Source organism: Bradyrhizobium sp. CCBAU 051011, from assembly GCF_009930815.1.
Taxonomy (GTDB): Bacteria; Pseudomonadota; Alphaproteobacteria; order Rhizobiales; family Xanthobacteraceae; genus Bradyrhizobium.
Window position 1 is genome coordinate 7,386,216 of record NZ_CP022222.1, and the last position, 18,359, is coordinate 7,404,574.

Sequence of the window (18,359 nt, forward strand, 5' to 3'; positions counted from 1 at the left end):
TGCCCTCTGCGCACGCGCTGCCTACGGTCCCTGCCAACAAGAATCCAAAGCAGGGAGTGAACTTGTGACGATTAAAGCTATTTCTCGCCGCCGCGTTTTGACCGGAGCTGCAGCCGTATCGGCGGCGGCGATTTTGCCGCGCTCGAGCTTCGGCTCTGACTGGCGCCCGACCGAGACCGTGCGTCTCATCGTACCGGCAGCGGCGGGCGGCAGCACCGACGTGATGGGACGTTTGCTGGCCGCGCATCTGCAGACCGCTTGGGGCCAGTCAGCCGTCGTGGAAAACCGCTCCGGCGGCGGCGGCACCATCGGCACTGCCGAAGCCGTGCGGGGCAAAGCCGACGGCCACGTCATCCTGGTCGGCAATCCCGGTCCGAACGCGATCGCCTACAGCATCTTCCGCAACATGACCTACAAGGCCGACCAGTTGCAGCCGGTCAGCAACATGATCCGGATTCCCAACATTGTCTCGGCGCATCCGTCGACCGGCATCAAGTCGATCCCAGAGTTGATCGCCTACATCAAGGCCAATCCGGACAAGCTGACCTACGGCTCCTCCGGCGTCGGGCAGAGCCCTCACCTCACCGGCGCCTGGTTCCTGCAACTTACCGGCCTGAAGATGGTCCATGTGCCGTTCCGCGGCGCAGGTCCGGCGCTGCAGGCGGCACTCGCGGGCGACATCCAGATACTGTTCGACAACCTCTATCCCACGCTGCCGCAGACCCAGGAGGGCAAGCTCACCGCGCTTTGCGTGACCACGCCCGAGCGCAGCCCGGCGGCGCCGAACATTCCGACCATACGCGAGGGTGTACCCGAACTTGCGAAGTTCGACGTCTCCTCCTGGTTTGGCGTCTTCCTGCCGAAGGCTACGCCCGCTCCCGCCGTCGAGGCGCTCAACAAGGAGATCAAGGCGATGCTGGCGCGCGATGACGTCAAGAAGACCATCGGCAACATGGGCGCCACCGCCGACTGGGGCACGCCGCAGCAATTCTCTGACTTCGTGCAGGCCGAGACCGCGAAGTTCGGCGAGATCATCAAGCGCGAAGGCCTGCAGATGGATGTGAATTGAGAAGTTCGTAGGGTGGGTCAGGCGAAGCCGTAACCCACCTGCGGTCTCGCCGCGCACAAACATTTCGGTGGGTTACGCTGCGCTAACCCACCCAACGAAGGCCGAAACAAAAACCCCGCGGCTCGCACCGCGGGGTTTTCGTTTCGAGCGGCTTTCGCCGGCTCAGTGCGCCAGGATCGCCAGCAGCAGCAGCGCCACGATGTTGGTGATCTTGATCATCGGGTTGACCGCAGGACCCGCCGTATCCTTGTAGGGATCGCCGACGGTGTCGCCGGTCACCGCCGCCTTGTGGGCGTCGGAGCCCTTGCCGCCGTAGTGACCGTCCTCGATGTACTTCTTGGCGTTATCCCAGGCGCCGCCGCCCGAGGTCATCGAGATCGCGACGAACAGGCCGGTCACAATCACGCCGAGCAGCATGGCGCCGACGGCGGAGAATGCCGCCGACTTGCCGGCCGCGCCGCCGCCCGCGATTGCATAGATCGCGAAGTAGACGAAGATCGGCGACAGCACCGGCAAAAGCGACGGAATGATCATTTCCTTGATCGCCGCCTTGGTCAGCAGGTCGACGGCCTTGCCGTAATCGGGCTTGTCGGTGCCCTGCATGATGCCGGGCTTCTCGCGGAACTGGCGCCGCACTTCCTCAACGATCGCACCGGCCGCACGGCCGACGGCGGTCATGCCCAGCGCGCCGAACAGGTACGGCAGCAGGCCGCCGAACAGGAGGCCAACCACGACGTAGGGGTTGTTGAGCGAGAAGTCCGGAGCGACACCCTGGAAGTACGGATGTTTGGCAGAATTGCCGATGAAGAATTTGAGGTCTTCATTGTAAGCCGCGAACAGCACCAGCGCGCCGAGACCGGCGGAGCCGATCGCATAGCCCTTGGTGACCGCCTTGGTGGTGTTGCCGACGGCATCGAGCGCGTCGGTCGACTTGCGCACTTCCTTCGGCAGGCCGGCCATTTCGGCGATGCCGCCGGCATTGTCCGTGACCGGGCCGAAGGCGTCGAGCGCGACGATCATCCCGGCCAGCGCAAGCATCGTCGTGGTCGCAATCGCGATGCCGAACAGGCCGGCAAGGCTGTAGGTGATCAGGATGCCGGCGATGATGACGATCGCGGGCAGCGCGGTCGCTTCCATCGAGATCGCCAGACCCTGGATCACGTTAGTGCCGTGACCGGTGACCGAGGACGCCGCAATCGACTTCACCGGGCGATAGTCGGTTCCGGTATAGTATTCGGTGATCCAGATGATCAGGCCGGTGACGACAAGGCCGATCACCCCGCACTGGAACAGCGCCATGCCGGTGTACTTCACACCCGCCAGCTCGCCAAAACCGATCAGCCAGTGAATCACGGCTGCAACGCCGAGCAGCGACAGCACGCCGGTCGCGATCAGGCCCTTGTACAGCGCGCCCATGATGGACTGGCTGGCGCCGAGCTTGACGAAGAAGGTGCCGATGATCGAGGTGATGATGCAGACGCCGCCGATGGCGAGCGGCAGGGTCATCATGTTCACCAGCAGCGGCGAGTTCGCGAAGAAGATCGCGGCCAGCACCATGGTGGCGACCGCAGTCACCGCATAGGTCTCGAACAGGTCGGCGGCCATGCCGGCGCAGTCCCCGACGTTGTCGCCGACGTTGTCGGCGATGGTCGCCGGGTTGCGCGGATCGTCCTCGGGGATGCCGGCCTCGACCTTGCCGACGAGGTCGCCGCCGACGTCAGCACCCTTGGTGAAGATGCCGCCGCCGAGACGGGCGAAGATCGAGATCAGCGAGGCGCCGAAGCCAAGTGCCACCAGCGCGTCGACGACGACGCGGTCGTTGGCCTTCAGCCCCATGATCTGGGTGAGATAGGCGAAATAGATGGTAACGCCGAGCAGCGCGAGGCCGGCCACCAGAAGGCCAGTGATCGCGCCCGCCTTGAAGGCCAGTTCAAGACCGCCGGCCAGCGAAGTGGTCGCCGCCTGCGCGGTGCGCACGTTGGCGCGGACCGAGACGTTCATGCCGATGAAGCCGGCGGCGCCCGACAGCACGGCGCCGACCAGGAAGCCAATCGCAACCAGCATGCCCAGGAAGTAGGCCAGCAGCGCGAAAATCACGATGCCGACCATGCCGATCGTCATGTACTGGCGGCGCAGATAGGCCTGCGCGCCTTCGGCCACCGCCGCCGCGATCTCCTGCATACGCGGATTGCCGGCGTCCGATTTCAGAACGGAAGACGTCGCCCAGATGGCGTAAACGATCGAAAGCGCTCCGCAGAGCACAATCACCCATAATGCTGTCATAGAAGTTGCCTCAGATGCTGGTTTTCCGCCCCACGCCATCCCGCGAGCGCGGCCGGCGCTTATTATGGAGGCCTTCCCTGCCCAGAAGGGTGACCTCAAATCGGCGGGACCATGCCAAAATCGTCTCCCCGGCGCAACGCCGCCGAGGCCGGAATCCGTCGATTTTTGAAAGGATTCACCGGTAACCGGGCTCGGCAAGTCGTTGCCTGCACAGCGGGCAGGCGCTGGCTTTGAGGTTGGGCCCAAAAATACAAGAACCCGCTCAATCCTATCGGGATCGAGCGGGCTCACTAGCCATTCCAGTACATCCGTGAAACGACCGTTTCGAGGCCTTAGACGAGCGACAGGTTTTCCGCGCTCACCTTGCCCCGCATCTTGTCGGTCTTGAGTTCGAACTGAACCTTCTGACCTTCGGCCAGTCCGCCGAGGCCCGCACGCTCGACGGCGGAGATGTGCACGAACACATCCTTACTGCCATCGCTGGGCTCAATGAAACCGAAACCCTTTTGACCGTTGAACCACTTCACTGTTCCCGTAGCCATTTCTCTTCTCCAAAGCACATAGGCTTTCATTCCGCACGGCGATCGCGCGGATTCAAATCCAATATCGACGATGTCTCTGGAAGAAGCCCCAAAGGGCGCGTTCGAAAAGGCACGACGGTAATCGAATGGCCATACACCTATAGGTTTTCGGCGAAATAGCAATGGCTGGCGGGAAATAAAGGCCGGCGTTTAGCGTGCCACCTTCAAAAATGGCTGTAAGAGCGACGTTCCAGCGTTATTTCCTTGCCCTGTCCGTCGATGAACTTCGGAACCGCGCTTCCAGCGATCACCGTTCCAATGGAACTCACCGTGACGCCGACACGCGTTGCGGCTTGCGCGAAAGCCTCGACGCGATCCTCCGGTATCGTGCACAGGATCTCGTAATCATCGCCGCCTGCAATCAGTGTTTCCAGGCCGACAATGCCGCGCGACACCAGATCCTGCGCCGCGCCGGACAACGGGATCGACTCCAGATCGATCACCGCGGATACGCCGGACACGCCGCAGAGCTTGGTGAGATCGCCGGCAAGGCCATCCGACACATCCATCGCCGCGCTGGCATGGTCGCGCACGATCTCGGCCAGCGCCACGCGCGGCTGCGGAATGCGATAGCGCCCGACCAACGCCTCGCGTGCGGCCTTGTCGGATGCGGCAGCATGCACCTTCCCGCCGTGCAGGATGGCAAGCCCCAGCGCGGCGTCGCCAATCGTGCCCGTCACCATCACCCGATCACCCGGACTGGCGCCGCTGCGATGAATCATCTTCCCCGGCGGCACGCGGCCGAACGCGGTGACCGAGACCATCAGCGGCCCCGGCGTGGATACGGTGTCTCCGCCAAGCAGCGGACAGGCGAATTGCCCAGCATCGTCGCCGAGCGCCGCCGCGAACGGCTTTAGCCAGGCGTCGTCGGCGCTGCGCAAGGCCAGCGTCAGCACGAAGCCGGCGGGCTTAGCGCCCTTCGCCGCGAGATCGGAAAGGTTCACCCGCAGCGCCTTGCGCGCGACCGTGTCGGGGGGATCGTCAGGCAGGAAATGCACGCCTTCGACGATGGCATCCGTCGTCACCACGATATCGTCGCCCCATGACCTCAACGCCGCGGCGTCGTCGTCGAGATGGAACGAGCCGGGGTCTGTCGCGAGCGGCCGGAAGTATCGCGCGATCAGCGAGTCCTCGCCGGACGCGGGTTTGACGCTAACCACGCGCGAACTCGTCGGCGCGGAACTGACGCGCGATCTGGTCGAGTACGGCGTTGACCATGCCGGTCTCGTCCTTTTCGACGAAGGCATGCGCGACGTCGACATATTCGGATACGACCACGCGGCCCGGCACATCCCTGCGGTGCTCCAGCTCATAGGAGCCGGCGCGCAGCACCGCGCGCAAAATCGCATCGATCCGCTTCAGCGGCCAGCCCTTCTGCAGCGCATCGTCGATCAGGGGATCGAGCCTCGCCTGGTCGCGCACCACGCCCGACACCACGTCGCGGAAAAACGCCGCCTCCGCCGGCAGGTATTTGTCGCCTTCGACTTCGTTGCCGAGCCAGTGGCTCTCGAACTCGGCGAAGATGTCGTTGATGCCGGCGCCCGCGATGTCCATCTGGTACAGCGCCTGCACGGCGGCCAGCCGCGCCGCGCCACGGCGATTGGCTTTCTTGTCAGTGGCTTTGGCGGGCTTCTTCTCTGCCATCATCATCAGGCCTTTGCCAGCCGGCGTTTGATCCGCAGCATCGCCAGCGCCGCACGCGCGGCGTCGCCGCCCTTGTTGAGTTCGCTGGCGCGCGCTCTCGCCCAGGCCTGCGCATCGGTATTGACGGTGATGATGCCGTTACCGAGCGGCAGCTTGCGCGTGACCGCCAGATCCATCAGTGCGCGCGAAGATTCGATCGAGACGATCTCGAAATGGATGGTGTCGCCGCGCACCACGCAGCCGAGCGCGATCGCGGCGTCATAGGGTTTACCGTTCCTGTCGGCAGCATCGAGCGCAATGGCGATGGCGGCCGGAATCTCCAGCGCGCCGGGAACCGTGATGACGTCGTGTGTCACCCCGGCGGCCTTCAGCTCGGCGACGGCGCCTTCCAGCAGTGCATCCTGGATGTCGTCATAAAACCGCGCCTCGACGATCAGCGCGCGCGCGCCTGTGATGTCGGTCTGGTCTTTCAGCGGTGCGCGCCGTGCGTCTGCCATCATTCAATCCATTTCACTCTGGTACTGGCGCGTTATGTAGTCGCCGCGGGTGGCTAAGCCAAGCACTTACTCGGAGCGTCGTCATTCCGGGATGGTCCGAAGGACCAGACTTCAGTGGTGCAATTGCACCCCGGCGAATCTCGAGATTCCGGGCTCGATGCTAACGCATCGGCCCGGAATGACGGCTGCTCCGTCACTTCATTTCCGACAGCCGCGCCGCGTAGCGGGCCATCAGGTCGACCTCGATATTGACTTCGCTGCCTGCTGCCCAGCCGCTGAGCGTGGTGACACTAAGCGTATGCGGGATGATCAGCACCGAAAATGTGACATCCGCGACCGTGTTTACGGTCAGCGATACTCCGTCCAGCGTCACCGAGCCTTTGGCGGCGATGAAGCGGGCGAGTTCGCGCGTGGTACGCAGTTCGAACCGGGCCATATCGGGCAGATCGTCACGATTGACGATGGTCGCAATCCCGTCGGCATGCCCCGCAACGATATGGCCGCCGAGTTCGTCGCCGATCTTAAGCGCCCGTTCGAGATTGAGTTTGGTGCCTTTGGCCCAATGCTTGGCCGTGGTCATGCCGAGCGTTTCCGCCGCGACATCGACGTCGAACCAGGTCTTATCGCCCTCGACGCCGGATGCTACCACCGTGAGGCAGACGCCATTGCAGGCGATCGAGGCGCCATCGGCGATCGTTGTCTGGTCATAGCGGCAGGCGATCCGCATGCGGTGCAATTGCCCCTGCGCCGTTGGCGTCAAGGCTGTGATCTCGCCGATGTCGGTGACTATTCCAGTGAACATTTTACACCACCGTCATGGCCGGGCTTGTCCCGGCCATCCACGTCTTCCGTTTCATCTGCCGCCAAGACGTGGATGCCCGGGACAAGCCCCCGGGCATGACGAGCTTAGACAGCGCGCTCATAAATAGTCAGAGTGTCCTTATCCAAGCTTTCGCTAGCACGTGTCCTGAACGCGGGCGACCCGGTGATTGCCGAGAGCGGCAATGCGTCCAGCGCGGGAATGCCGTCGGCGCCGACCTTGTCGGGGCCACGCAACAGCCAGATTTCATCGACCAGGCCGCTGGCGACGAAGGAGGATGCGACCCGCGAGCCGCCTTCCACCATCAGCCTTGTGATGCCCTTGCCGGACAGCGCATGGAGCACTGCCGGCAAGTCCAGTCCGGGCGGTTTGGCGGTAGCCGCAACGCGCACCACCTGCGCGCCGGCGGCGCCGAGCTTCATGGCTGCGGGAGCGTCGGCGAAATCTGATGTCATCACCCAGAGCGGCGTCTGCCGCGCGGACTGAACCAGCTTGCTGGTGCCGGGCAGCCGCAGCGCGCGATCCAGCACCACCCGCACCGGCGAGCGCGCTTCCATCCCAGGCAGGCGGCAGGTCAGATGCGGATCGTCCGCCAGCACCGTGCCGATCCCAACCAGGATGGCGTCGCATTGCGCGCGCAGCAGATGCACGCGTGTCTTCGCCGCCTCTGCGCTGATCGCGATCGGCTTGCGGCCGGCCGCGCCGATCTTGTCGTCGTCGGATACTGCGAGTTTCAGGATCACATGCGGGCGCTTGTCGCGGACGCGGCGGAAATGCCCGGCGTGGTCGCGCGCGGCTTCCTGAGCGCCGAGGCCGACCTCGACGGTGATGCCGGCGGCGCGGAGTTTTGCGTGCCCCTGCCCGGCCACTTCGGGATTGGGGTCTTCGATCGCCGAGACCACGCGCGCAATGCCGGAGGCGATCACGGCATCAACGCACGGCGGCGACTTGCCGAAGTGCGAGCAAGGTTCGAGCGTCACATAGAGCGTGGCGCCGCGCGCGGCCTCGCCCGCGCGCTTCAGCGCCTCAGGCTCGGCGTGAGGCCGGCCGCCGGGTTGGGTCCAGCCGCGGCCGACGATGACGCCATCCTTCACGACGACCGCGCCGACGGCCGGATTCGGCCAGGTCCGCCCCAGCCCGCGACGGCCGAGCGCCAGCGCCAGCTGCATGAAGCGCTGGTCCGCGGCTTTGGACTCCCTGAGTTTCTGCCCGTACTTGTCTTCCAGGATGCGGAAGATCATTTGCGCAACGTGGCGACCCGCGCGTCGTCTTCGCCGGTGAGTTCGCCGAGCACCGTCTCGAAGTCCTTAGCCTCGCGGAAATTGCGGTAGACGGAGGCGAAGCGCACATAGGCGACGTCGTCGAGCTGGCGCAGATGCTCCATCACGATCTCGCCAATCGCCTCCGAGGAGACTTCCGCCTCGCCACCGCTTTCAAGTTCGCGCACGATGGCCGAGACCATCTTCTCGACCCTTTCAGGGTCGACTGGCCGCTTGCGCAGACTGATCTGCAGCGAGCGGACCAGCTTGTCGCGGTCGAACGGCACCCGGCGACCGTTGCGCTTGATCACGGTCAGTTCGCGCAACTGCACCCGCTCGAAAGTGGTGAAACGGAAGTTGCAGGCGATGCACACCCGCCGCCGCCGGATCACGGCCGAGTCCTCGGTCGGCCGTGAATCCTTCACCTGCGTATCGAGACTGTTGCAGCTCGGACAGCGCATCCACTCGCGTCCTTTACTGATAGATCGGGAAGCGGTCGGTCAGCGCCTTCACGCGTTCCTTGATCGCAGCTTCAACCAGCGGCGCCTTGCCGTCTTCCGACTGCGCCAGCGCATTGAGCACCTCGGCGATCATGCCGCCGACCTGCTTGAACTCGGCTACGCCAAAGCCGCGTGTGGTCGCCGCCGGCGTGCCGAGACGCAAGCCCGAGGTCACGAACGGCTTTTCGGGATCGAAGGGAATGCCGTTCTTGTTGCAGGTGATGGCAGCGCGCACCAGCGCCTTCTCCGAGACGTTGCCCTTCAGACCCTTCGGCCTGAGGTCGACCAGCATCAGATGGTTATCGGTGCCGCCGGAGACGATATCGAGGCCGTGGCCGCGCAGCGTTTCCGCCAGCGCCTTGGCGTTCTCGACGACGTTCTTGGCGTAGACCTTGAAGTCCGGACGCAGCGCCTCGCCGAACGCTACCGCCTTGGCGGCGATGACGTGCATCAGGGGACCACCCTGCAGGCCCGGGAAGATCGCCGAATTCAGTTTTTTGGCAATCGCCTCGTCGTTGCACAGGATCAGGCCGCCGCGCGGGCCGCGCAGCGACTTATGCGTCGTCGTCGTAGTGACGTGGGCATGCGGCACCGGCGAGGCATGGACGCCGCCGGCGACGAGGCCGGCGAAATGCGCCATGTCGACCAGCAGATATGCGCCGACGCTGTCGGCGATCTCGCGGAAGCGCTTGAAGTCCCAGGCGCGCGAATAGGCCGACCCGCCGGCGATGATCAGCTTCGGCTTCACCTGCTCGGCCTGCTTCGCCACTTCATCCATGTCGATGATCTGGTCCTCGCGCCGCACCGTGTAGTGCGAAGCCTTGAACCACTTGCCGGACATGTTGACCGGCGAGCCGTGGGTGAGATGGCCGCCGGCAGCGAGGTCGAGGCCCATGAAGGTATCGCCGGGCTGCAGCAGCGCCAGAAACGTCGCCTGGTTCATCTGGCTGCCGGAGTTCGGCTGCACGTTGGCAAACTGGGCGCCGAACAGCTTCTTGGCGCGCTCCATCGCCAGCGTCTCGGCGACGTCGACCCATTCGCAGCCGCCATAGTACCGCGCGCCCGGATAACCTTCCGCGTACTTGTTGGTCATCACCGAGCCCTGTGCTTCCAGCACGGCCCGGCTGACGATATTTTCGGACGCAATCAGTTCGATCTCGTGCCGCTGGCGACCGAGTTCGCCCTTGATCGCGGCGGCGATTTCCGGGTCGGCCTCGGCAAGGGTGGCCGTGAAGAACGAGTCGGGCGCGGAGGCGGTCTTGGCGCTGGTCATTGGACGAAATATCTCCACCGCCGCAGGCCCTTGGGGGCGAAGCGGGCGGGTCTGGTGTGGCCGGTCGAAAGAAGCCTGCGAGATACCACATCCGGCCGAAGTGGCCAAGCATTTGCGGTATCCGGCTGGTATTTGTGCAAGATATGGTGGGGATGTAGGGGGTTCCAAGCCCCCCTGTTTCCCGTCGCCTCCGATCCGAAACCCCATTCACCGTCACGCAAACCGGTACGGCCCGCCCTTGGCGACCGAGCGCTGGAACGCCGGCCGGGCGTGCATGCGCTCCAGCCAGGCGGCAAGGTTCGGATAGGGGCCGAGCTTGTCGAACACTTTTGCCATCTCGCCGACAAAGCTCATCTGGATGTCGGCACCGGTCAGCGACGCCCCGACGAAGAACTCCCGCCCCTTCAGTGCGCCGTCGACATAGCCGAGGTGGTTGGCGAGCTCGCTGTCGATGCGCGGATGCAGGGGCGCGCCAGCCTCCTTCAGCCGGCCGACATAGAGGTTGAGCATCAGCGGCAGCATCGCCGAGCCTTCGGAATAATGCAGCCACTCGTTGTAGGCTTCGTAGTCGGCGCTGCCGGGCGCCGGCATCATCGCGCCCTTACCGTAATGGCGGATGATGTAATCGACGATGGCGCCGGACTCGGCGATGGTGGTGTCGCCGTCGGTGATGACGGGCGATTTGCCGAGCGGATGAATCGCTTTCAACTCCGGCGGCGCGAGTCGGGTCTCGGCGTTGCGCTGATAGCGCTTGATCTCGTGCGGAAGCCCGAGCTCTTCCAGCAGCCACAGGATCCGCTGCGAGCGGGAGTCGTTGAGATGGTGGAGCGTGAGCATGGGGTTTCCTCTGGTTGTTGCTGGCGCGGTTCACTTGAGACTGTCATTGCCAACCAGGCGAAGCAATCCACATCGCAGACCGTAGGATGGGTGGAGCGAAGCGATACCCATCAATGCCACCAATACGGCGCATGTCGCGATGGGTTTCGCTTCGCTCTACCCATCCTACAGCAGCCAGTACGCCGCGGCCCATCAGCGTCATTGCGAGCGCAGCGAAGCAATCCATTTTTCCGTTATGCCGCGAGATGGATTGCTTCGCTGCGCTCGCAATGACGGTGATATAGATTCGCGATCTCGCGACATGTTTTGCCCGAGTTTTTCATCTCTTTGTCCGCCCTCTCATTGGGAGGGCGCAGGGAAGACCGGGTGCTTGCTGCACCCGAGGTCTCGTGTGCCGTTGCGCATAAAGGAAAACGCACACGAGCATACAGGTACAGCGGAAACACTCCGGCCTTCCCTGCGCAATGGCTTTACGGCTTATAACGAGCTCTCCCCGGAGAACGGCTCTTTTGCCTCCGTCGCCCCCGAGAAGCTTCGCTTCTCTTGGACTTAACGCCAGCACCGCGACGCCAGGACCACACGACTTCGCCGTACGCTTCCGGCGCGCACGTCTCGCGCCATTCACGTCCATCGCATCTCACCGCGCGTTCGTGACGATGGCCGACGCCCCTCATTTGCCGTGAGACGGGCGGAGTTATGCGACTGATTTGGGTGAGAACGAAAGCAGAATATTTTTAAGAGCGCCACTGGACACAACATCTAGCTGATTTGTCCCTCAACCTGCGCGAGATTTTCGTCGGTCCTCTCGTGAACCAGATCACATGCGGGCGTTTTGACTGCGCCTATAAACCATCCGGGGCTGACAGATGGATTTCCCAAGATGGAAAGCTCACTCCCACAGCGGAAAGCCAGGACGCGACGCTGGCTGATAACGGCCTTCCTGATTTACGGCGCGATGATCGCCGGTCTTCTTGGATTTGTTGCAGTTTTTTCCAGTAACGACACCCATGAGACAGCGGCCGAAAACACGGCGACCGTAGCGGCCACGAAACCTGCGCGATTTGAGGCCGTGATCGCCAACTGGAACCGGTATCGCAACAAAGACGCGAGGGCGGACGCGCGGTAATCGCACTGCGCTCAATCGAGAAGCAGGCGGCCGACCGGTTCGGCGCGGTCGCTGCCGCCTTTGACGACGACGATCTCGCCGCTGGCCGGCGAGACGCCGGTCAGCGCCGAAATGTTCGCGCCGTGCGTCACGACGAGCAGGTTTCCGCCTGCCGTCCATTTCGCGATGAGCGCGCGCCCTCCTGCCGTAAGCGTCTCCCTTTGATCGCGCAGCACCACGACATTGCCGAATGTCGGCTCGGTCTCGATCGTGCCGAGGTTCATCAACTTGGCGGTGTCGGTGCACCGGCACCACGGCGAACTCAGGATCTTTTCGAACGCGATCCCTTCCCGTTTGAGCCGCGCGCCGATCTTTTCCGCGTCCGCCCTGCCCTTGGCGCTGAGGTTGCGCTGGGTGGCGCAATCCTCGACGCGGAAGCCGGGCGGATCGCCAAAGCCTCCCGGCGCATCGGCGTGCCGCATCAGCGCGACATGCCCGCCGGCGCGCAGGGCATTCCAGGCCTTTGCAGCCTCGTCGGCGATGGCGGTCTCCGCCGTGGCGCTGAGGCCGAGCAGGAGTACGAAGATGGCGAAGCGAATAAGGGACATAGCCACCTCACTAGAAGTAGGCAATCAGGCGTCCCGCACAGATAACGCCGAGCCACAGCAGGATCGATAGCAGCGCCGTCGCCTTGGCTCCAAGGGAGGCTTCCTTTCCCCACGCTTCAGCATGGCGCCATGGGATCGCATGCGCGATCACGATGTTGATCAGCGCCGCCACAATCAGCAGCGCCTTGGCCTGGAATGCCGGGTTCTTCACAACATGCGAGGCATCGGCGCTGAACAGCAAAAATCCCATGCTGATCGCGACCAGAAAGCCGGCGCGCGACACCGGCAACAGCAATTGCGCCATCGGCTGGATCGCAATCGCGCGCCCGAGCCCCAATAGCCTCAGATCGAGCGCCAGGATCGATCCGACGAGCACCACAAAGCCGATGATGTGCAAAATCTCGACCGCGGGATAAAGCGCGGGCGAAGAGCGCATCGTGTGTCCCAGCGCGCTTTCCTGCAGCGACAGGAAGATCGATGCGGCCGGCTGATGTTCCACGCGCGCCTACCGCAACTCGATCCGCTTGCCGTCGAGCACGATATATTCGATCCGCGCCTCGTCCGGCTTGGTGGTGTGAGGATAGCCGAACACGGTGCAGGTCTTGCCGGGCGCGATCAGATCAGCCGTCGCGCCGCGCGCCTGCATGCGCGAGGGCGGCGCCAGGACGAAGTGCCAGCGCTTGCCGTCGACCTCCATCTCGATCTCGCAATGCGGGTTCTCGAAGGTCGATTTCAGAATCTTGCCGGTGACGGTGAAGGATTTTGACGTATCGTATCCGCCCCAGCCGTGATGGGCGATGGCGGAAGCCGGCACGAGCGCTGCCGCAAGCGACAGGAATAAGCGACGGGTGAGTGAGGTCATGGCAGCCTCCGTCGATCAGAGCCCGGAATCTATGGTGGCGTGCGCGGGGCAGCAAGCCTTTCTCCGCCAGGTTGTCCTTCCACCCGCTGCGTCGATCGGGTCCCCCTACAGCCCCGTATATCCAGCCTTCACCGGATCATTGCTGCCGTCGAGCTGGCGCAAATAGGTCAGTCCGCACACCGTCAGCCGGTGCGGATCCTTCTCGCCGGCCTCGACCAGCGTGGTGAGATAGGCCGTCACCTTGGCGCGCGCCTCGTCGCTGGCTGCGGAAGTGCAGTTCAGAAGCAGGTCATAGGTCTGCATGATGCGATCGATCGCGGCTTCCATGGAATTCTCCTCACGTGGGATGACACCGTTGATACGGTCAGGCCGATACGCTGGCCTCGAATTTGGCGATTGCCCTGTTGGCGAGCCTAATCCGGTTGAATTCGCCGAGCTGGAACATCTTGACGATGATTTCGAGCAGCCGCTCGTCGGTGGCGAAGCTGTCGGCGATGGCGCCGGTTTTGCGGAGGTAGTTCGAGGCGATGGCATAGGCGTCGTCCACCACCTCGAAGTTCATGACCTGCAACCCACGCTCGACCAGCATGCCCCACCTGTTTTATGGCCGGGCCGACAATGCGCAAGGGCGCGAGATGGTTCCATTTTTTTTGGAACACGGAACTTTAGGCGATCAAACAAACGTGCTTCGGCCTGATTTCACTCAGGAAATCGGCAGTTCGGTCTGCGGATCGAAGAAATGCAGGCGGCCGGCCTGCGCCGACAGGCGAACCCGGTCGCCGCGCGCGATCACGGTTTCCGCCGGCACGCGGGCGGCGGTGATGCTGGCATTGCCCACCCTCGTCTCCAGCAGGATTTCCGAACCGAGCTGCTCGACGACCTCGACGTGGGCGTCGAAACCAAGGCCCGGGGCGCCAGTGCCGAGCGAGAGGTGCTCCGGCCGCATGCCCATGATCACGCGGCGACCGCTGTGCACCGCGAGCGCGGACGCATCCGCGGGCCCGATCGTGAGCCGCAGGCCCTCCGTCTCGACCGATGTCACGCCCGCCGCGCTGCGCACGTTGACGTCGATAAAGTTCATCGCGGGCGCGCCGATGAAGCCGGCGACGAACTTGTTGGCGGGCTTGCCATAGACCTGCAGCGGCGTACCGATCTGCTGAATGCGGCCGTCGCGCATGATGACGACGCGGTCCCCGAGCGTCATGGCCTCGACCTGGTCGTGGGTCACGAATACCGAGGTGGTCGGAATTTCCGCATGCAGCCGCTTGATCTCGATACGCATCTGGGCGCGCAGCTTGGCATCGAGGTTCGACAGTGGCTCGTCGAACAGAAACACCTGCGGGTTGCGGACGATGCAGCGGCCGAGCGCGACGCGCTGCTGCTGGCCGCCCGAAAGCTGCTTCGGCTTGCGCTGCAGCAAATCATGCAGCCCGAGCATGCCGGCGGCGCGGTCGATCGCCGTCTTGATCTCAGCCTCCGGCGTCTTCTTGTTGCGCAGGCCGAAAGCCAGATTGTCGTAGACGCTCATGTGCTGGTAGAGCGCGTAGTTCTGGAACACCATGGCGACGTCGCGGTCGCGCGGCGGCAGGTGATTGACCACCTTGTTGCCGATGCGGATGTCGCCGCTGGTGATGTCTTCCAGGCCTGCGATCATGCGCAGCGTCGTCGACTTGCCGCAGCCGGATGGGCCGACCAGCGCCACGAACTCCTTGTCGGCAATCTCGAGATCGACGTCCTTCACGGCGTGGAACAGCGAGCCATAATGCTTGTTGAGCTTGCTCAGTGAAATTGCTGCCATTGCCTCGCCGCTATCGAACCTGTTGCTGTTTGGAAAGCCCGCCGCAAATCGCGCGGCGGGCCTCACGTCGTTGATTACTGCGCGGCCTTGCTGACCAGCGGGGCGTTCTCGGCGAGTACCTTTGCAATGTCCTCGCGCTTGCCGGTGACCGCTTTGGTGACGGCGTCGTTGAACGCCTTGTGCACGGCGGGCCATTGCGGGAAATAATAGGCGCCGCGCACCTTGTCCGGGGAGTCGAGCACCGCCTCCTTCAGCAGCTTCATGAAGGGATCCTGCGCGGCGATCTCCGGCCAGAACTCTGTGTTGGGCGGTGGCGCGCCGGTCGCCTTGAACATTTTGATCTGGCCTTCCTTGTCGAGCATCATCGCATTCAGCATCTGCTTGGCGAGCTTCTTGCGCTCTTCCGGTATAGACTTCGGGATTGCCCAGCCCCAGATGTCATCCCAGCCGAAGGGCTTCTTCCGGTCGGGGCCGAGTGGGAAGCGCGCCGCGGCGACCTTGCCGGCAATCTTCGACTTGTTGGGATCGTTGAACGTGCCCCACCACAGCGTATCAGCCACCGTGAATGCGGCGTCGCCCGCCATGAAGATGGCGTTGGCTTCGTTGCGGTCATAGGCCGGCATGCCGCGCGGCGCGATCTTGTGGGTGTTGATCGCATCCCACCAGTACTCCACCGTCTTCTGCATGCAGGGGTCGGTCATGCTCGATTTCCAGCCGGCTTCCGCGAGCTTCTTGTTGTCCCGCTCGTAGGCCGGCAGCAGCACGTCGCAATTGTTGGCCCACATCGACCAGAACCAGCTGAACCAGGAGTGGTTCATCGACATGCCACCGACATAGCCGAACTTCACCTTGCCGTCCGCCTGTAGCTTCTTGCTCAGGGTGACGAGCTCATCCAGCGTCTTCGGCACTTCGTCGGGCTTGACGAGGTCGGAGCGGTAGAAGAACACGCTGAAAGTCTGGCCCATCGGTACGACGGTGTTCTGTCCCTGCGCATTGGCGAACACGATGGGCGACATGCTCCATTTGGAGCCAAACTTGTTGGCTTCGACATCGTCGGTCGGCTCCAGCAGATGCGCCCAGGTCTGACCCCAGTCGTCATTGTGCCAGATCACGTCATACTGATCCGAGTTCGAGGTCAGCGAGGCCGTCATCTTCTCGACATAGACGCCGTAGGAATTCGGCACCTTGACGATCTTGACGCCGTTCTTGGCGCCCCAGGCCTCGAACATCGCAATCGAGGCATCCTGGATCGGGCTCGGCTGATAGCCGATCCGCAGCTCCTTCACCTGTGCGGCGGCACTGCCGGTCACAGCCACCAGGGCTGCGGTTGCCGCAACGAACCATCTCGCCAGTCCCTGCATCGCCTCTCCTCCTCTTTTTGTCGTTGTGTCGTGTCGTCCCTCAGCTAGATCCGTAGTCCCCGGATGACGTATTTCTGGCCGAACAGCGCGATCAGGAAGGCCGGCACCAGCGCCATGACCGCGGTCGCCGCCATCAGATTCCAGCGCAGTCCCATCTCGGTGACGAACTGCGCCATGACCACCGTGATGACAGGCACGCGATTGCCGGTAAGGATCAGCGCGAACAAAAACTCGTTCCAGGTGAACAACCAGCACAGCACCGCGAGCGCCGATATCGCCGGCAGCGCCGACGGCACCGCGACGCGGATGAAGGCGCCCCACCGGGTGCAACCGTCGATCATGGCGGCATATTCCATCGACGGATCAATGCCGTCGAAAAAGCCCTTCATCAGCCAGGAGAAGAAGCAGATGTGCACCGCTATGTGCGGCAGCAGCAGGCCGGTATAGGTGTCATAGAGGCCCCAGCTTTGCGTCACAAAATAGAGCGGCAAGACCCAGGAGATGTAGGGCACGCAGCGGAACACATAGATGGTGCCGAACCAGAGTCGCGAGGCCGGCCCGGTGAAGCGCGACAACATGTAGCCACTCGAGACCGTCACCAGCAGCGAGAACACGGTCGCCAATGTCGAGATCAGCGCGCTGTTGAGAAAGGCCGCCACAATCCGGTCGTCGGTCAACACCTCGGCGAAGCTGGCGAGCGTGAACTCGGTGCCGCGATGGACGTAATAGATGCCGGATTCCGGGCGCAGCGAGGTCAGGATCAGCCACAGCACCGGAAAGGCGAACGCAAAGCAGATGAAGGCGACCGCGAGCGCAAACAGCGTCTTGCGGCCCATCGGCGGCAGCCACGGCAGAAATTGGGGGCGGCTTACCATGGCCATCGGATCAAGCCTTTGCGATACGGTCGACGAGGCGATAGAGCGCCACGCCAATCACGAGAATGACGAGCCCGCCGATGATCGCGGCTGCCGAACCGCGGCCGAGATCGAGATTGAGGAAGGCGTGGACATAGGCGTAGAGGCTGAACAGCTCGGTCGAGCGGCCCGGCCCGCCGCCGGTCAGCGTCCACACGATATCGAAAGTGCGGAAGGCGTCGATGGCGCGGATCACCACGCAGACCACGATCACCGGGCGCAGCATCGGCAGCGTGAGATAGCGGAACACGCGCCAGGCGGTGGTGCCGTCGATGGCGGCGGCCTCGAATGGCTCCTTCGGCAGGCTCTGCAGGCCCGCGAGCAGCAATAGCGTGAACCACGGCGTCCACAGCCAGATGTCGGTCAGCAAGATGATGCCGAACGCGCTCCAGCGCTGCACCAGCCAGGGCTGCCCATCGAGGCCGATGGCTTCCAGCACCACATTCACGATGCCGAACTGGTCGTTGAAGATCCAGCGGATCATGATCGCGGCGATCACGGGCGCCACCATCAGCGGCACCAGGAGGATCGTCTGCACCAGCTTCTGGCCGCGGAACGGACGGTTGAGCAGGAGCGCCAAAGCCAGCCCTGCCACCAGCGCGCCGGCAACGCTCAGCACCATGAACAGGAAGGTGTTCGGCAGCACTACGTACAGGAACGCCGGATCCGATATCACGGCGACATAGTGGTCGAAGCCGATCCAGGTCTTCTTGGGATTGTAGAGCGCCCAGTCGCGAAAGCTGGCGTTGGCGCCAATCACGATCGGCACGACCTGAAACAACAACAGCAGCAGCGCAGCCGGCGCGATCAGAAGCAGCACGAAGCGCTGTTGCTCGCCGAACATGGGACGCCGTGATGCCGACAAGCCCGTTTCCCCATTTGGGCGTCAAGCCGTCACGGCTCTTTCCGGCCGCTACGTGCGTGAAGCCTGTATTTATTTGGGATTAT

Annotated in this window: 20 protein-coding genes; 1 reads left to right on the top strand and 19 read right to left on the bottom strand. The window is 63.5% G+C overall.

The genetic code is table 11. The features are described 5' to 3' along the window. Positions 1-64 precede the first annotated feature (64 nt). Entirely contained in the window at positions 65-1,069 is a 1,005-nt protein-coding gene (locus tag ACH79_RS34875; RefSeq protein ID WP_161854990.1) for a tripartite tricarboxylate transporter substrate binding protein, read from the top strand. Between the two features lie 162 nt (positions 1,070-1,231). Here the strand turns inward: ACH79_RS34875 and ACH79_RS34880 are convergent, their stop codons facing one another. From ACH79_RS34880 to ACH79_RS34970, 19 genes are all read right to left on the bottom strand, one after another. Beyond that, a complete protein-coding gene (locus ACH79_RS34880; protein WP_161854991.1) occupies positions 1,232-3,352 on the bottom strand; it encodes a sodium-translocating pyrophosphatase in 2,121 nt (706 codons plus the stop codon). A 332-nt stretch (positions 3,353-3,684) separates the two neighbouring features. After that, entirely contained in the window at positions 3,685-3,894 is a 210-nt protein-coding gene (locus ACH79_RS34885) for a cold-shock protein (RefSeq protein WP_028345703.1), read from the bottom strand. Between the two features lie 203 nt (positions 3,895-4,097). Further along, positions 4,098-5,093, bottom strand: a complete 996-nt coding sequence (gene thiL / locus ACH79_RS34890) for a thiamine-phosphate kinase (RefSeq protein ID WP_246738248.1) — start codon at positions 5,091-5,093, stop codon at positions 4,098-4,100. Continuing rightward, positions 5,086-5,580, bottom strand: coding sequence for a transcription antitermination factor NusB (nusB, locus tag ACH79_RS34895; protein ID WP_371419483.1), 495 nt, complete (start codon positions 5,578-5,580; stop codon positions 5,086-5,088). The genes thiL and nusB overlap by 8 nt, the downstream gene beginning before the upstream one ends. A 2-nt stretch (positions 5,581-5,582) precedes the next feature. Beyond that, positions 5,583-6,074 carry a 6,7-dimethyl-8-ribityllumazine synthase gene (ribH, locus tag ACH79_RS34900; protein ID WP_161854993.1) on the bottom strand — a complete coding sequence of 164 codons (492 nt, stop codon included), beginning with the start codon at positions 6,072-6,074 and terminating at the stop codon, positions 5,583-5,585. Positions 6,075-6,267: 193 nt separating this feature from the next. Continuing rightward, the gene (locus ACH79_RS34905; protein ID WP_161854994.1) at positions 6,268-6,876 is read right to left on the bottom strand and encodes a riboflavin synthase; all 609 of its coding nucleotides are present in this window, start codon (positions 6,874-6,876) and stop codon (positions 6,268-6,270) included. A gap of 104 nt (positions 6,877-6,980) precedes the next feature. Continuing rightward, positions 6,981-8,135, bottom strand: a complete 1,155-nt coding sequence (gene ribD / locus ACH79_RS34910) for a bifunctional diaminohydroxyphosphoribosylaminopyrimidine deaminase/5-amino-6-(5-phosphoribosylamino)uracil reductase RibD (RefSeq protein ID WP_161854995.1) — start codon at positions 8,133-8,135, stop codon at positions 6,981-6,983. Further along, complete coding sequence (gene nrdR, locus ACH79_RS34915) at positions 8,132-8,614, bottom strand: transcriptional regulator NrdR (RefSeq protein ID WP_057839076.1); 483 nt, start codon at positions 8,612-8,614, stop codon at positions 8,132-8,134. The genes ribD and nrdR overlap by 4 nt, the downstream gene beginning before the upstream one ends. Positions 8,615-8,627: 13 nt before the next feature. Continuing rightward, positions 8,628-9,926, bottom strand: a complete 1,299-nt coding sequence (glyA, locus tag ACH79_RS34920; RefSeq protein WP_161854996.1) for a serine hydroxymethyltransferase — start codon at positions 9,924-9,926, stop codon at positions 8,628-8,630. 213 nt (positions 9,927-10,139) lie between these two features. Further along, the gene (locus ACH79_RS34925; protein WP_161854997.1) at positions 10,140-10,763 is read right to left on the bottom strand and encodes a glutathione S-transferase family protein; all 624 of its coding nucleotides are present in this window, start codon (positions 10,761-10,763) and stop codon (positions 10,140-10,142) included. 1,137 nt (positions 10,764-11,900) lie between these two features. Next, the gene (locus tag ACH79_RS34930) at positions 11,901-12,476 is read right to left on the bottom strand and encodes a histidine phosphatase family protein (RefSeq protein WP_161854998.1); all 576 of its coding nucleotides are present in this window, start codon (positions 12,474-12,476) and stop codon (positions 11,901-11,903) included. A gap of 10 nt (positions 12,477-12,486) precedes the next feature. Continuing rightward, positions 12,487-12,975 carry a DUF6644 family protein gene (locus tag ACH79_RS34935; protein ID WP_161854999.1) on the bottom strand — a complete coding sequence of 163 codons (489 nt, stop codon included), beginning with the start codon at positions 12,973-12,975 and terminating at the stop codon, positions 12,487-12,489. 6 nt (positions 12,976-12,981) lie between these two features. Further along, entirely contained in the window at positions 12,982-13,338 is a 357-nt protein-coding gene (locus tag ACH79_RS34940) for a DUF6152 family protein (protein ID WP_161855000.1), read from the bottom strand. Between the two features lie 105 nt (positions 13,339-13,443). After that, positions 13,444-13,665: a hypothetical protein gene (locus ACH79_RS34945; RefSeq protein WP_161855001.1), complete on the bottom strand. Its 222-nt coding sequence runs from the start codon at positions 13,663-13,665 to the stop codon at positions 13,444-13,446. 37 nt (positions 13,666-13,702) lie between these two features. Further along, a complete protein-coding gene (locus ACH79_RS34950; RefSeq protein WP_161855002.1) occupies positions 13,703-13,927 on the bottom strand; it encodes a hypothetical protein in 225 nt (74 codons plus the stop codon). A 114-nt stretch (positions 13,928-14,041) separates the two neighbouring features. Continuing rightward, complete coding sequence (locus ACH79_RS34955) at positions 14,042-15,136, bottom strand: ABC transporter ATP-binding protein (RefSeq protein ID WP_161855003.1); 1,095 nt, start codon at positions 15,134-15,136, stop codon at positions 14,042-14,044. A 74-nt stretch (positions 15,137-15,210) separates the two neighbouring features. Further along, on the bottom strand, positions 15,211-16,497 hold the full coding sequence (locus ACH79_RS34960; RefSeq protein ID WP_161855004.1) for an extracellular solute-binding protein: 1,287 nt from the start codon (positions 16,495-16,497) through the stop codon (positions 15,211-15,213). Between the two features lie 44 nt (positions 16,498-16,541). Next, the gene (locus ACH79_RS34965) at positions 16,542-17,372 is read right to left on the bottom strand and encodes a carbohydrate ABC transporter permease (RefSeq protein WP_246738249.1); all 831 of its coding nucleotides are present in this window, start codon (positions 17,370-17,372) and stop codon (positions 16,542-16,544) included. Positions 17,373-17,382: 10 nt separating this feature from the next. Then, complete coding sequence (locus ACH79_RS34970; RefSeq protein ID WP_246738250.1) at positions 17,383-18,276, bottom strand: carbohydrate ABC transporter permease; 894 nt, start codon at positions 18,274-18,276, stop codon at positions 17,383-17,385. Between the last annotated feature and the right edge of the window lie 83 nt (positions 18,277-18,359).

Coding starts and splice junctions, on each gene's coding strand:
- ACH79_RS34905 (WP_161854994.1), bottom strand. CDS start 6,876: ATGTTCACTGGAATAGTCACCGACATCGGCGAGATCACAGCCTTGACG.
- nusB (WP_371419483.1), bottom strand. CDS start 5,580: ATGATGGCAGAGAAGAAGCCCGCCAAAGCCACTGACAAGAAAGCCAAT.
- ACH79_RS34885 (WP_028345703.1), bottom strand. CDS start 3,894: ATGGCTACGGGAACAGTGAAGTGGTTCAACGGTCAAAAGGGTTTCGGT.
- glyA (WP_161854996.1), bottom strand. CDS start 9,926: ATGACCAGCGCCAAGACCGCCTCCGCGCCCGACTCGTTCTTCACGGCC.
- ACH79_RS34940 (WP_161855000.1), bottom strand. CDS start 13,338: ATGACCTCACTCACCCGTCGCTTATTCCTGTCGCTTGCGGCAGCGCTC.
- ACH79_RS34945 (WP_161855001.1), bottom strand. CDS start 13,665: ATGGAAGCCGCGATCGATCGCATCATGCAGACCTATGACCTGCTTCTG.
- ACH79_RS34950 (WP_161855002.1), bottom strand. CDS start 13,927: ATGCTGGTCGAGCGTGGGTTGCAGGTCATGAACTTCGAGGTGGTGGAC.
- ribH (WP_161854993.1), bottom strand. CDS start 6,074: ATGGCAGACGCACGGCGCGCACCGCTGAAAGACCAGACCGACATCACA.
- ACH79_RS34880 (WP_161854991.1), bottom strand. CDS start 3,352: ATGACAGCATTATGGGTGATTGTGCTCTGCGGAGCGCTTTCGATCGTT.
- ribD (WP_161854995.1), bottom strand. CDS start 8,135: ATGATCTTCCGCATCCTGGAAGACAAGTACGGGCAGAAACTCAGGGAG.
- ACH79_RS34960 (WP_161855004.1), bottom strand. CDS start 16,497: ATGCAGGGACTGGCGAGATGGTTCGTTGCGGCAACCGCAGCCCTGGTG.
- ACH79_RS34965 (WP_246738249.1), bottom strand. CDS start 17,372: ATGGTAAGCCGCCCCCAATTTCTGCCGTGGCTGCCGCCGATGGGCCGC.
- ACH79_RS34925 (WP_161854997.1), bottom strand. CDS start 10,763: ATGCTCACGCTCCACCATCTCAACGACTCCCGCTCGCAGCGGATCCTG.
- nrdR (WP_057839076.1), bottom strand. CDS start 8,614: ATGCGCTGTCCGAGCTGCAACAGTCTCGATACGCAGGTGAAGGATTCA.
- ACH79_RS34955 (WP_161855003.1), bottom strand. CDS start 15,136: ATGGCAGCAATTTCACTGAGCAAGCTCAACAAGCATTATGGCTCGCTG.
- ACH79_RS34930 (WP_161854998.1), bottom strand. CDS start 12,476: ATGTCCCTTATTCGCTTCGCCATCTTCGTACTCCTGCTCGGCCTCAGC.